The sequence below is a fragment of the Streptomyces sp. NPDC085866 genome, assembly GCF_044541035.1.
Classification (GTDB): domain Bacteria; phylum Actinomycetota; class Actinomycetes; order Streptomycetales; family Streptomycetaceae; genus Streptomyces.
The window spans coordinates 511,537-524,744 of the sequence record NZ_JBITSQ010000004.1 but is presented as its reverse complement, the minus strand read 5'-3'; the positions used below and the strand labels follow the sequence as shown (position 1 = coordinate 524,744).

The following is a 13,208-nucleotide window of genomic DNA, read 5'->3' as shown; positions in this document are numbered from 1 at the left end:
ACGCGCACAGTCTCGCAGCGGGTGATCGAACCGGACAGTGAGATATTCATGTGTTCAACCTTGCGCTGTCTTCCCAGGTCACGGGTGGCAGACGCAGAGCAGATCCCGCACCTCCGCGGCGAGGTCCATGTGCAGCGGATCCAGTGCGCCGCTCAGGAACAGCTGCCGCATCCGCGAGCGCCGCACCTTGCCGCTGGTGGTCCGGCGGATGGTGCCCGGACGTACCAGCACGATGCTGGAGGAGGTCACCGAGAAGTCGCCGGCGAGCCGGTCCCGCAGGGTCTCGCCGAGCCGGCCGAGGTCCTGGTCGGCGCCGTGCCCCAGGGCCACCTCCTGGATCACGACGACGTGTTCGTGGTCCGCCGCCACGCTGAACACCGTGGCGGCCCCGCACAGGGGGCTCGCGCTCTGCACGGACTGTTCGAGGTCGTGCGGGTGCAGATGCCGCCCCTCCATGAACATCACGTCCTTCAGCCGCCCGGTGACGAACAGTTCGCCCCCGTCCAGCACGCCGAGGTCCCCGGTCCGCAGAAAGCCGCTCTCGCCGTCGCCGGTACGCGCGTCGAAGACACCTCGGGTGTCCAGCGGCCGCCCCCAGTAGCCGGTCGCCACGCCGTCGCCGCGGACCCAGATCTCGCCGATCCGCCCGTCCGGCAGTACCGCGCGGGTCTCCGGGTCCACGATCCGCAGCCGCGCGCCGACCGGAGGTCCGCAGCTCACCAGGGTGCGCCGCCGGCCGTCGTGGTCCGCGGGTTCGAGTCGTCCTTCCTCGATCGCCGTGGCGTCGACCACGCGCTCGCGGACCTCGGGCGCGCGCTCGGTGGCGGTGACCAGCAGCGTCCCCTCCGCGAGCCCGTAGGCGGGGCGCAGGGTGCCGCGGCGCAGGCCCGCCGGGGCGAACCGCTCGGTGAAGGCCCGCAGGGTCCCGGCCCGCACCGGTTCGGCACCGACGACGGCCGTCTCCAGGCCGGAGAGGTCGAGTTCGCCGATCCGCTCCGCCGGCACCCGCCGTACGCACAGGTCGTAGGCGAAGCCCGGCGCGGCGGTGGCGGTCACCCCGTGCTCGCCGATCATCCGCAGCCAGCGCACCGGCTCGTGGGCGAACACCCAGGGCGCCATCACGACACCGCGCGTGCCGAGCCACAGCGGATGCAGCAACTGCCCGATGAGCCCCATGTCGTGGTGGAGGGGGAGCCAGCCGCCGACCACCGTCCCCTCGTGCGTGCCGAACGCCTCGCTGATCGCCCGCTGGTTGGCCAGCAGATTCCGGTGGGAGACCAGCACGCCCTTCGGTTCCCCCGAGGTGCCCGAGGTGTACTGGATCAGCGCCGCCTCGGCGGTGGCGGGGCCGGGCCGCCGCCAGTCGTCCGGGTCGGCCGGCGCGGCGCCGTCCACCGCCAGGCACGGGACCCGCTCCTGGCCCACCCAGGCGAGTTGCCGTGACAGCTCCGAGGCACCGGAACGGTCGGACAGGACGGCGTCGACGCGGGCGTCCTTGAGGATCTTCTGCAGCCGTTCCGTATGGTGCCGCCCGCCGCCCGGCGGCACCGGGATCGCCACCGCCCCGGCGTACCAGCACGCCAGGAGGCTCTCGGCGACGTGCCGGGCACGGCTCTGCGCCACCAGGACGCGGGCGGGGCGCCCCGGCAGGTTCTGCAGGCCGGCCGCGACGGAGCGGGCGGCGCGGTCGAGCATCCGGTAGGTCACCGGCTCCGGGTCCGCCGTGCCGCCGTCCACCGGCAGATTGAGGTATGCGGTCCGGTCGCCGAGCAGGTCCACGCGCTCCCACATCAGTTCCGCGAAGCTCCGGTAGTCGGCCACTCGAGTCCCCTTCGCTCGGATTCGGGAAACGACTGGAGTCTTCGCCCCTGCCCTCGAACGCGTCTCGAACGCCACTGGTGCACCGGTGAGAACGCGCTCGGATCCGCCTCGAGGACGGGCCGACCGTACGGCGGCACGGGCCGACCGTACGGTCGGCCGACGCGGCGGACCGGTCAGGTCCGGGCGTGCGGTCGGGTGGCCGACGGTTCCGCGGCGGGGTGCGGGGGCCGGCCGCCGGGTGCGGGCCATCGCTCCCCGACGTACTCGGCGAGGGCTTCCTGCCACGGGCGCTGGTGTGCGGCGGCACGGCCCGGGAGCGCCCCGGTCAGCGGGGTGCGAGCCGGCCGGCCGGCCGCCACGTGCGTCTGCTCCCGCTGGCGTGCCACGGTGACCTGCCGGCCCGACAGCCGCACCGCCGTCGCCGCCACGTCGTACCAGGAGGCGGCACCCCGGTTGACGGCGTGGTAGACGCCCGGAGCGGCCTCGTCGAGCAGCATCGCGAATGTCATGCGGGCCAGATCGACGGTGTAGGTGGGGGACATCACCACCGAGTCGACGACCCCGACCGGCCTGCCCGCGTCGGCCTGGGCGAGGATCCGGTCCACGAAGCACGGGCGGGCCCGGGAGCCGGTCGGCGGCGGCCCGAACAGACCCGCCGTACGCAGCACGAGATGCCGTGCCGTGCCCAGACAGGCCTCGACCTCGCCCGCCCGCTTCGTGACCCCGTACGTGAGCACCGGGCTGGTCGGGGAGTCGGGTGCGTAGCCGTCCGGGCTCGTCCCGTCGAAGACGAAGTCGGTGCTGATGTAGGCCGAGACCGCCCCGATCCGGTCGCAGGCCCGGCTCACCCAGCGGGCGCCGAGCGCATGGATCTCGTAGGCGGCCCGCGGATGGGTCTCGCACAGGTCCGCAGGGAGCAGCGCGGCGGCGTTCACGACGCCGTCCGGGCCGTTGCTGATCAGGTACTTCTCGACCGAGAGCCGGTCGGTCACGTCGAGTTCCCGCCTGCCGGGCAACACGACCTCGACGTCCGGAAGTTCGCCGGCGACCCGGCGGAACGCGGTGCCGAGCAGTCCGCCGGCGCCGATCACCACGACTCGCACACCCTCACCCCATTCTGTTCGCGCGGCCGGGCCTCGGGCGCCCGGAGCAGCACGGATTCAAAGGGTTCACGCTCGCGCCGGGATGGACCCGCGTTGGAGTCCGTACGGACCGAACTGACCGACTAACAGCAGGAGTTGGGGTACGCCTTTGTGCTGATGTTGTCAGGCGTCGGTCGCCGTATCGTCGGTGGCCGACCGCCACCCGTGGTGGCTGGATCCGACCCGCGCCCCCTCCCGCCCGGAGGCGAGTGCGCGCAGTCGACGTCATCTTCTCCGAGGAGCATCCATGAAAAAGACGTTGTTGTCCGTGGCCGCGGCCATGGTGGTCGCCGCCGGAACGGTGGCGACCGCGGGCACGGCGCACGCGGCGACCGTATGGACCGTCAGCCCCGGACAGAGCATCCAGGCGGCCGTGGACGCCGCCCAGCCCGGCGACACGATCCAGCTGGCCGCCGGCACCTACCAGGAGAGCGTGCAGGTCGAGAAGGACAACATCACGATCAAGGGCGCGGGATCGGGCACCGACGGCACGGTCCTGACGCCGCCCGCCACCTTCCCCACCAACCACTGCGGTTCGCACAAGGCCGCCGTCTGCTTCCGCGGCACGGTGGACGGCACCGACGGGCCCACCTCGCACGCCACGAGCTTCGTCACCGGCGGCCGGGTGACCGGGGTGCGGATCGACGGCTTCCGGGTCGGCATCTCGCTGTCCGCGACCGACGGCACCAAGGCCGACGGCAACACCATTCTCAACAGCGGTTCGTACGGCGTGACCGACACCGTCTCGAAGAACAGCACGATCAGCGCGAACGTCATCAGCGACGTGGCGCGCGCGGCCGTCTACGTCGGCAACTACAACATCCCGGCCTCGCACACCGTCGTCACGAGCAACAAGGTGACCCGCTCCGCGTACGGCATCTCGTCGTACGACAGCTCCGGTGTCGACGTGACCCGCAACGTGGTGACCGGAAGCTGCTCGGGCTTCTTCTCCTTCTCCGACAGCTACCGGGTCCCCGGCGGCGAACTGCTCAACGTCGCGAACAACGCGTTCACCTCCAACAACTCCAACTGCCCCGGCCAGTACGGCTTCCCGCAGGCCGTGCAGGGGTCCGGCGTGATCCTGGTCGGCGCGACCCGGGCCACCGTCCAGCAGAACGCCATCTCGGACAACGCCGGCCCCGACCCGATGTCCGGCGGCATCGTCGTGGTCACCAGCCACACCTTCGACCCGGCGGACCCGACCGAGGAGGGCAACATCAGCGTCACGTCGAACGCGCTGCGCGGCAACGGGCCGGCCGACCTCGTGTGGGACGGCGCCGGCAGCGGGATCACCTTCTCGCACAACGCGTGCGGTACGTCGTCGCCCAGCGGTCTGTGCTCCGCCTCCTGACGTCCGACTCCGTACCCCGGAGTGAGGCCGGCACCGGATCTTCCGGTGCCGGCCTCCGCCGTGCGGTCCCGGCCGTCAGGCTTCGGCGGTCAGGGGGCGCCGGGCCGCCGCCGCCACGATGGCGGCCGTCGCCCGGCCGGTCCCGGTCATCGACGCATGGGCGCTCTGCAGGGCCCGGGCACGGGACCGGTACGACGGGTCGCGCAGGACCGTACGGACCGCGCGCCGCAGTCGGGCCGACGACGGGGTGTCGGTCTTGAGGGAGATGCCCACCCCGGCCCACACCACACGGGCGTTGGTCTCCATACGGTCCTCGCTCGTCCCGGACACCACGAGCGGCACACCGTGCGTCAGGGCGTGCTGGACGCCGCCGTAGCCGCCGTTGGTGACCAGGACGTCGGCCAGCGGCAGCATGGCGCCGTACGGGACGAAGGGCGCGAGGAGCACATGGGCGGGCCGGCGCTCGGCGGGCAGCACCGTGTCGGGATCCCGGCCGCTCGTCGTGGCCACCACCAGGACGTCCTCCTCGGCCAGCGCCTCGATGGTGGGCAGCACGAGCCGGGACAGACCGGTCGCGATCGTGCCCTGGGTGACGAAGACCACCGGGCGGCCGGCCGCGCGGGCCTCCAGGACCTGCGGCCACCACTCGGGCCGGGGAGCGGCCCCGTCCTCCTCCGGCTGCGTCGGGCCGATGAACTCCACCGAGGCGGGCAGGTCGCTGCGGGGGTACTCGAACTCGGGCACACCCGTCTGCAGATAGCGGTCGCAGGAGCGCGCGACCCAGTCGATGCTGTACCCGCCGAGGGACGGCAGCCCCATGTCCGCCCGCACCCGGCCCAGCACCCGCTGGCGCTCCCGGTAGGCGATGCCGTACATCAGCCAGGCCGTGAAGCGGTTGCGCAGCCGCCCCGGCGCGGACGACGACGGCTGCCAGCCCAGCCCGAACGGGGCGGTGTCCACGCTGGACAGGTTCAGCGGGCCCGCCGAGAACGCCACCCGGGGGATGCCCCGCTGCTCCGCCACCAGCAGCCCGGCGCGGAAACTGTGGTCCGAGACCACCACATCGGGACGGAAGGAGTCGAAGACGGGCGCGAGATCCCTCGCATGGGCCGGAATGGGCTTCAGGAACAGCTCCAGCACCATCCTGTTGAGCCCCGAGAAGCCGCGCCCCCGTCCCCCCGTACGGAGCAGCAGTTCCTTGGTGTCCACCCCGGCCCGGGCCGGGACGAAGCGGGCTCCGGTGCCCGTGACGACGTCCTCGAACTCCGGCTCGGTGTACCAGGCCACCTCGTGGCCCCCGCTGACCAGTTCCTTCACCAGGGGCACGGTCGGCCGGACATGGGCGGCCATCGCGGCGGTCGTGAACAGTACGCGTGTCATGGTTGCCTGGCCCTTCACACGGTCCGTTACGGAAAAAGGGCCCGGCCTGCGGAAGCAGGCCGGGCCCGGAGTGACGAAGTGGCGCTATGCGTCCGGGAGTTCCGCCCGTACCGGCTTGATGATCTCGTCCGTCAGCCACTGGGCGACGCCCTGCGGGTAGCCGCGGGGCAGGCTCAGGACGATGTGGTCGAGGCCGGCGTGGATGAGTTCGAGCACCTGCCGACGGGAGGTCTCGATGTTGTCGTAGGACATGACGACCTGGACGGACCTGCTGATCTCCGACGGGTCCCGCCCGATGGCCGCGCAGTGCTCGTCCAGGACGCGGGAGCGTTCGGTGATGTAGTCGATCTGGTTGTGCGGCGGGCCGGGGATGTTCCAGATGTCGGCGTGCTCCGCCACGAGCCGCAGCGTCTTGTTGCCCCAGCCGCCGATGAGCAGCGGCGGACCCGACGGCTGGACGGGCTTGGGCTCGTTGCGGTTGCCCTTCAGCGTGTAGTAGCGGCCCTCGAAGTCGAACTCCTTCTCGGTCCACATCCGCTTCAGGATCGTGACGGTCTCCTCCAGCCGCTCGATGCCCTCACGCGGCGGCACCAGGGTGAGCCCGTACGCCTCGTACTCGGCGATGGCCGGGTTGTCACCGGCGATGCCGCCGGCGCCCGTGGGCTGGTGCGTCCCACCCACGCCGAGGCCCATCACCAGCCGGCCCCGGGACACCACGTCGACGGTGGTGGCGATCTTGCCGAGCACCGCGGGCTGGCGGATGCGGTTGCTGGTGACCAGAAGTCCGAGCCGCAGGCGCCGCGTCTGCGCGGCCAGCGCGGCCAGAAGCGTCCAGCCCTCGTAGATCTTGCCGTCCTTCGGGCCGGCCAGGGGCAGCATGTGGTCCCACAGCCAGGCGTGCTCGATCTCGGGAATCTCGTCCGCCTCGAGCCACACCCGCAGGATGTCGTCGTAATCGACATGCATGGGGGTGGTCTTGAGGCCGAAGCTCACTCGTTTGGGCTCACTCATCTGCACGTGCGTCTTTCATGTCAGGGAAGGGGGGGGCGGCAACTGCGGTGCGGTGTACCACGGTTACCGCGATTCCTGGTTGCTCGACCGATCACTTCCGGCCGGGGTGAATCCATTGGTCCGCGCGCTGCTGGACCCAAGCGGGAATGCCCCGCTCGTGGGCGATCCCCTTTCTGAGGACTGCCAGATTGTGGTAGATCGAGATGTCGGACGGGTGGTTTCCGGCGGGCAGTTCGTCGTCCTCGGCGAGCTCGCAGCGGTGCAGGTCGTCGATCAGATCCTTGAGCAGACCGGTCGTGGTCGCGGACGACCCCGGCGGCATCTCGCCGCCGAACTCCGGCCAGTACGCGGTGTGCAGGTCCTCGATGACGTAGAAGCCGCCGGGCCGCACATAGGGGAACAGGGTCTCGTAACTGGTGCGAACATGCTCGTTCACGTGACTGCCGTCGTCCACCACGATATCGAACGGCCCTTCCTGCTCGGCGAGTTCGCGCAGGAACGCCGGGTCGTTCTGGTCACCGACCACGGTCCGGATGCGGGGACCCGTCACACCGGGCTTGGCGAAGATGTCGAGACCGTAGACCAGGCCGCGCGGGAAGTACCGCTGCCACATGTAGAGCGACTCGCCGCCCAGCGTCTCCGAGTCGTACCCGCCGATGCCGATCTCCAGGATGCGGACCGGCTCGTGGCGCAGCGGACCGAAGTGGTTCGCGTAGTGCGGGGTGTAGAAGTGCAGGGCACCCCACTTGTCCGAGCCGTAGCGCGCGGCCAGTTCGTCGAGGCTCACCGGTCCGTTGGACGTGGCCGCGATCACCGCCTGCACCGCCCGGAACAGGATGGCCATCCGCGACATGCCGAGCGCCGCGCGCTGCTCCTGGGAGAGGGCGGCACGGTCGACGACCTTGTCCGGCCACAGCGGGCTGAACCGGTTGTTCTGCCCCGTCCAGGGCCAGGTGACCACGTGCACGTCGCGGCTGTGCGACTGGATGCCCTCGCGCGGTGAGTACAACAGCTGGACGAGATCGGTCAGTTCGTAGCGGATGTCCGCCAGGATGCCGTCGGAGCTGCCGGCCTCCACGGACATCCGCCCCTCCTTGAAGGAGACCAGGTGGCGGAAGAGCTCGCCGCGGAACTCCATGGTCAGATTGAGATGGACGTCGGTGACGTCGTCCGGTGCCGCGGTCCTGATCCGTATCTCGGCGGCCAGCAGCTCCGCGACGCGGTCCGGTCCTGCCTCGACGATCGCCTGCTGCAGTTGGTCGTACCGGCCGCCGGCCGCCACGACCAACTGGTCCACCGTGCCCCATGGCGTGATGTCCACCACCGTGAATCCCTCGCTTCCCTGCCGGGTGAGATCGGATGTGACGTGCTGTGGATGGGGGGGTGCCGCGCATCGTGCGCGTACAGGGTCCGGCGAACCGGTCACCGGACACAGCCTGGCAACCCCACCTCGAATGCCGCTTGAGCCGGACTGGGTCCGCTCAGTCGAGCGCCGCCCGGACGGGTGCCGGGTGCGGCCACCGTTCGGTGTGCCGGCGGTACCAGTCGACGGTGTCGGCCAGACCGCGGTCGAACGGCACGCGCGGGGCATAGCCCAGCTCCCGCCGGATCTTGCTGTCGTCGAGCGCGTACCGCAGGTCGTGGCCCTTGCGGTCGGCGACGCGCCGGATCAGCGAGGCGTCGGCGCCGCACAGCTCGGCCAGGTGCTCGGCCAGCTCCAGGTTGGTGTGGGCGTCGCCGCTGCCGACGTTGTAGATCTCGCCCGCGCGCCCGCGCTCCAGGACGAGCTGGATGGCCCTGCAGTGATCGTCGACGTGCAGCCACTCCCGTACGTTCGAGCCGTCCCCGTACAGCGGCACGGGCAGTCCCGCGAGCAGCCGGGTGGTGAACAGCGGGATCAGTTTCTCCACGTGCTGGTAGGGGCCGAAGTTGTTCGAACAGCGGGTGATGCGCACATCGAGCCCGTGCGTCCGCCAGTACGAGCGGGCCGCCAGATCCGAACCCGCCTTGGACGCCGCATACGGCGAGTTGGGCGCCAGTGGCCACTCCTCCGTCCAGGCCCCGCGCTCGATGGAGCCGTACACCTCGTCGGTGGAGACGTGCACCACGCGCCCCACCCCGGACACCAGGGCCGCCTCCAGCACGGTCTGGGTGCCCACGACATTGCTGCGGAAGAAGGCGGCCGCGTCCCCGAGCGAACGGTCCACGTGCGACTCCGCGGCGAAGTGCACCACCGCGTCGTGCCCCGGCAGCAGCGAGAGCAGCAGGGACAGATCGCACACGTCACCCCGGACGAAACGCAGCCGGGGATGCCCGGTGGGCAGGTTGGCGCGGTCGCCCGCGTAGGTCAGCGCGTCCAGGACCGTGACCCGGGCCGACGCGTGACCCGGGTAGCCGCCCTCCAGCAGGGTCCGGACGTAGTGGGAGCCGATGAAGCCGGCACCGCCGGTCACCAGGATCTTCACGCCGCCACCACCACCGTGGAATGGTCGCCCACGATCAGCCGCTGCTGGGCGCCGGCGACACAGGTCACGGTGGCGTCCCGGCCGATGACCGACCCGTGCACGCCGGTGACACCGGTGACCCGGGCTCCGTCCAGGGCGATCGAGTCACCGAGGCCGGCGTCCTGGATGACACAGTCCCGGCCGATGGAGGTGTGCGGCCCGATCCGGCTGTCGGAGACGGTGCTGCGTGCCCCGATGATCGCGGGGCCCTCGATGTGCGACCGGTACACCCGCGCACCTGCCTCCACCACCACCTGCCCCAGCAGCCGGCTGTCCCCGTCGACCTCGCCCGCGATCCGGCGGGCCAGACCGTCGAGCACCTCCCGGTTGCAGTCCAGCACGTCCTCCAGGCGCCCGGTGTCGCTCCAGTGCCCCGAGTACTCGGTGGCGTACACCGCGTCCCCGCGGTCGATCAGCCACTGGATGGCGTGGGTGATCTCCAGCTCCCCGCGCGCACTGGGGGTGATCGCGGCGACCGCCTCGTGGATCGCGGGGGTGAAGAAGTACACCCCGACCACGGCCAGGTCGGAGCGGGGCGCCGCGGGCTTCTCCACCAGACGCGTCACGGTGCCGTCCGCCTCGATCTCGGCGACGCCGAACTGCCGCGGATCGGCTACCTTGTGCACGACGAGCTGGGTGGCCGGCCGGCGGACCCGGAAGTCCTCGGCGATCGCGCTCACGCCATGGCTCAGCATGTTGTCGCCGAGGAACATCACGAAGTCGTCGTCCCGCAGGAAGTCCCGCGCGATGGAGACACAGTGGGCGAGGCCCAGCGGCCGCTCCTGGGGGATGTAGGCGATCCGCGCCCCGAACCGGGAGGAGTCGCCCAGCGCGTCCGCGATCTCCCGGCCGCGGTTGCCGACCACGATGCCGATCTCCGTGACACCCAGCTCGACCACGCGGGTCAGCACGTGTTCGAGGACCGGGCGGTTGGCGATGGGCATCAGCTGTTTGGGCATGGAGTGGCTGAACGGCCGCAGGCGGGTGCCCGAACCGCCCGACAGAATCAGGGCCTTCATGCGTTTCTCCTCAACTCCGGTACGCACGGCGTGGACGCGCAGGGGATGTGGACGCGCAGAGGATGTGGCCCACCGGTCGTGAATCCCTCGAGAACGGTCGCTCGGGCGGCCCTTGACCGTGGTTCGAGCCTTGCCGCCGAGGCTGGGGCCGGTCTGACACCGACAACGACCAGGAGCCAGGCATGGCAGATCTGTTCGACGAAGTGAAACTCGGCGCCCTCACCCTGCCGAACCGCGTGGTGATGGCCCCCCTGACCCGCAACCGGGCCGACCGTCGCGGAGTGCCTTCACCCCTGGCGGCGACGTACTACGCCCAGCGCGCCTCGGCCGGGCTCATCATCAGCGAGGGCATCCAGCCGAGCGTGGCCGGGCAGGGCTTCTTCGCCACCCCCGGACTGCACACCGGGGAGCAGATCGCCGCCTGGCGCCACGTCACCGACGCGGTGCACACGGCGGGCGGCCGGATCTACGCCCAGCTCATGCACGCGGGCCGCATCAGCCACCCCGACCTGCTGCGGGGCCGGCCCGGTGCGCCCGCGGACGGGATCCCGCTGGCGCCGTCGCCGGTACGGCCCGCCGGTGCGGCCAAGACCTACGACGGACCCAAGGAGTTCGTCGCACCGCGCGCCATGACGTCCGCGGAACTGGCTGAAACGGTAAAGGACTTCGCCACCGCGGCACACAACGCGCTGACGGCCGGTTTCGACGGGGTGGAACTGCACGGCGGCAGCGGCATGCTGCTGCACCAGTTCCTGGCCGGCAACAGCAACGTGCGCACCGACGCCCACGGCGGCTCCGTGCCCGGCCGGATCCGCTTCGTCGTCGAGGTGACCGAGGCCGTGGCCGACGCCGTCGGGGCCGACCGGGTGGGCCTGCGGATCTCCCCGCACAACACCTTCAACGACATCGACGAGCGCGACGCCGAGGAGCTGTACCCCGCACTGGTGGACGCCGTCGCGGCCGTGGGCATCGCGTTCCTGCACGTGTACGAGACGCTCGACCGGGTCGGCACCCAGCGGCTGCGCGACCGCTGGCCCACCACGTTCATCCTCAATCCGCACGCCTCGGACCGCAGGACCCCGGTGGGGGCGGAGAGCGCACGCGCCGTCCTCCGGCAGGACGCCGGCGACCTGGTCTCCTTCGGCCGGCTGTTCGTCTCCAACCCCGACCTGCCGCGGCGCCTGCGCGACGGGCTCCCGCTGACGGACCCCGACGCCGCCACCTTCTACGGCGGCGACGCCCACGGCTACGTCGACTACCCCGCGTACCCGGGGTAGTCGACCGCGGCACGGTCCGTACGGGTCACGGAGCCAGGGCGTCCTCCTTGAGGATGTCCTGGTGGATCCGCTGCAGGTCTCCCGACGGCTCGATCCCCAACTGGTCGTTCAGGAGCCGCCGTGCGTCGTGGAAGGCGGCCAGTGCCTCCGCGCGCCGCCCCGAACGCTGCAGGGCGATCATGAGCTGGGCGTGCAGCCACTCGTGGAAGGGGTTCGCCATCACCAGCGACTTCAGCTCGGGCACCAGTTCGCGGTGGCGACCCAGACGCATGTCCACCGACAGACTCAACTCCTGGGCCAGATTGCGCTTCTCCTCCAGGCGCGCGGCGTAACGCCGCAGCACCGGTCCCTGGCAGACGTCGGCCAGCACCGGCCCGGTCCACATCGACCTGGCCCGGGCCAGCAAGGGGGCGGCCGCGTCGACCCGGCCGTCGTCCAGCAGCGCGCGTGCCCGGTCCACACACTGCTCGAACTCCCAGGAATCGAGCTGTCCCGGCCCCACGGAGAATCCGTACCCGGGCGGCACCGTGCGGACGGTCTGCTCGTCGTGCTCCGTGCCGCCGGCCCGGTCCAGCAGCCGGCGGATCTGGTAGATGTACGTCTGCGTCGTCGTGACCGCGCTGCGCGGGGGCCGGTCCCCCCACAGCTCCTCGATGATCGAGTCAAGGCTGACGACCTGGTTGGCGCGGAGCAGCAGCAGCGCCAGGACCTGGCGCACCTTGGCCGCACTGGGCGTGCGTGGCTCCTCGTCGACGGTGACGGAGAACGGGCCGAGCACTCGGTACCGGATCATGGCGCGACGTCCTTCCGAAGAGCGGTTCTCAAGCGTCCGTGGGCTCGGCCGACCGCCGCCAGAACGCCCCGAACCTGTCGATGCGCCCGATCTCGTCCGTGATGCCGTGGGCGGCGCGATAGTCGTGGATCGCGGCGGCGCAGGTGGGCAGCCCGAAGTCGTCGACGATGACGAAGCCGCCGGGGGACAGCTTCGGATACAGGTGGGTCAGGGCGTCCATGGTGGAGTCGTACAGGTCTCCGTCCAGCCGCAGCACCGCCAGCCTCTCGATCGGGGCGGCCGGGAGGGTGTCCTTGAACCAGCCGGGCAGGAAGCGCACCTGGTCGTCCAGCAGGTCGTAGCTGCGGAAGTTCTCCTGCACCTCCTTCAGGGAGACGCCCAGCACCTCGTTGTACTTGTGCAGCTGCATCTGGAAGTCCCGGCCGCCGCTGGACTCGTCGGCGACGGGCATGCCCTCGAAGGAGTCGGCCGCCCACACGATCCGGTCCGTCACGCCGTACGCCTTGAGGACGGCACGCAGCAGGATGCACGCGCCACCGCGCCAGACACCCGTTTCGACGAAGTCGCCGGGAACGCCGTCGGCCAGCACCCGCTCGGCGCACTCCTGCAGGTTGTCCAGGCGCTTGGACCCGATCATGGTGTGGGCGTTGGCGGGCCAGTCCTCGCCGCCCTCCCGTCGCTCGGCCAGGAAGACCCCCGCGGGCGGGGCGGCCTCACCGGGCAGGGTGGGGGTGGCCGCGTTGGGCGGGTCGTTGTAGAGGACACCCGACAGGGCCTTCTTCATCAGATCCAGATACAGGGCCCGAACAGCTTCCGCAGTGCTCATGAGGGTCCTTCCATCGCCGGTGTCGAGGTCGCCGACACGCTAGGAAGTCCCGCTCGAGGAGTTCTACAAGAGTGCTCAGGTGCC

General features: G+C 71.1%; 11 protein-coding genes. 2 read left to right on the top strand and 9 right to left on the bottom strand.

Annotated features, from left to right (window positions below):
- Positions 1–78: 78 nt before the first annotated feature.
- Complete coding sequence (locus ACIF83_RS12430; RefSeq protein WP_393473807.1) at positions 79–1,821, bottom strand: fatty acyl-AMP ligase; 1,743 nt, start codon at positions 1,819–1,821, stop codon at positions 79–81.
- Between the two features lie 173 nt (positions 1,822–1,994).
- Complete coding sequence (locus ACIF83_RS12425) at positions 1,995–2,924, bottom strand: SDR family oxidoreductase (RefSeq protein WP_393473804.1); 930 nt, start codon at positions 2,922–2,924, stop codon at positions 1,995–1,997.
- A 286-nt stretch (positions 2,925–3,210) separates the two neighbouring features.
- Here ACIF83_RS12425 and ACIF83_RS12420 point away from each other — a divergent pair, with 286 nt between their 5' ends.
- Complete coding sequence (locus ACIF83_RS12420; RefSeq protein WP_399726076.1) at positions 3,211–4,314, top strand: nitrous oxide reductase family maturation protein NosD; 1,104 nt, start codon at positions 3,211–3,213, stop codon at positions 4,312–4,314.
- Between the two features lie 75 nt (positions 4,315–4,389).
- Here ACIF83_RS12420 and ACIF83_RS12415 read toward each other — a convergent pair whose 3' ends face one another.
- The 5 genes from ACIF83_RS12415 to ACIF83_RS12395 all read right to left on the bottom strand — a co-directional run bounded on the left by ACIF83_RS12415 (position 4,390) and on the right by ACIF83_RS12395 (position 10,228).
- The gene (locus ACIF83_RS12415; protein ID WP_399726073.1) at positions 4,390–5,694 is read right to left on the bottom strand and encodes a glycosyltransferase; all 1,305 of its coding nucleotides are present in this window, start codon (positions 5,692–5,694) and stop codon (positions 4,390–4,392) included.
- Positions 5,695–5,778: 84 nt separating this feature from the next.
- The gene (locus ACIF83_RS12410) at positions 5,779–6,705 is read right to left on the bottom strand and encodes an LLM class flavin-dependent oxidoreductase (RefSeq protein ID WP_393473795.1); all 927 of its coding nucleotides are present in this window, start codon (positions 6,703–6,705) and stop codon (positions 5,779–5,781) included.
- Positions 6,706–6,796: 91 nt separating this feature from the next.
- Complete coding sequence (locus ACIF83_RS12405; protein WP_393473792.1) at positions 6,797–8,026, bottom strand: class I SAM-dependent methyltransferase; 1,230 nt, start codon at positions 8,024–8,026, stop codon at positions 6,797–6,799.
- Positions 8,027–8,186: 160 nt separating this feature from the next.
- Positions 8,187–9,170: a dTDP-glucose 4,6-dehydratase gene (rfbB, locus tag ACIF83_RS12400; RefSeq protein ID WP_393473789.1), complete on the bottom strand. Its 984-nt coding sequence runs from the start codon at positions 9,168–9,170 to the stop codon at positions 8,187–8,189.
- Positions 9,167–10,228 (bottom strand): glucose-1-phosphate thymidylyltransferase, encoded by a 1,062-nt coding sequence (locus tag ACIF83_RS12395; RefSeq protein ID WP_399726069.1) that lies wholly within the window; start codon positions 10,226–10,228, stop codon positions 9,167–9,169. Before ACIF83_RS12395 ends, rfbB begins: the two co-directional genes overlap by 4 nt.
- 182 nt (positions 10,229–10,410) lie before the next feature.
- On the opposite strand from ACIF83_RS12395, the gene ACIF83_RS12390 reads away from it, so the two are divergent.
- Positions 10,411–11,505 carry an alkene reductase gene (locus ACIF83_RS12390; protein WP_399726066.1) on the top strand — a complete coding sequence of 365 codons (1,095 nt, stop codon included), beginning with the start codon at positions 10,411–10,413 and terminating at the stop codon, positions 11,503–11,505.
- A 25-nt stretch (positions 11,506–11,530) separates the two neighbouring features.
- Here ACIF83_RS12390 and ACIF83_RS12385 read toward each other — a convergent pair whose 3' ends face one another.
- Positions 11,531–12,298 (bottom strand): BTAD domain-containing putative transcriptional regulator, encoded by a 768-nt coding sequence (locus ACIF83_RS12385; RefSeq protein ID WP_393473781.1) that lies wholly within the window; start codon positions 12,296–12,298, stop codon positions 11,531–11,533.
- A 28-nt stretch (positions 12,299–12,326) separates the two neighbouring features.
- A complete protein-coding gene (locus ACIF83_RS12380) occupies positions 12,327–13,124 on the bottom strand; it encodes a TylF/MycF family methyltransferase (protein ID WP_393473778.1) in 798 nt (265 codons plus the stop codon).
- Between the last annotated feature and the right edge of the window lie 84 nt (positions 13,125–13,208).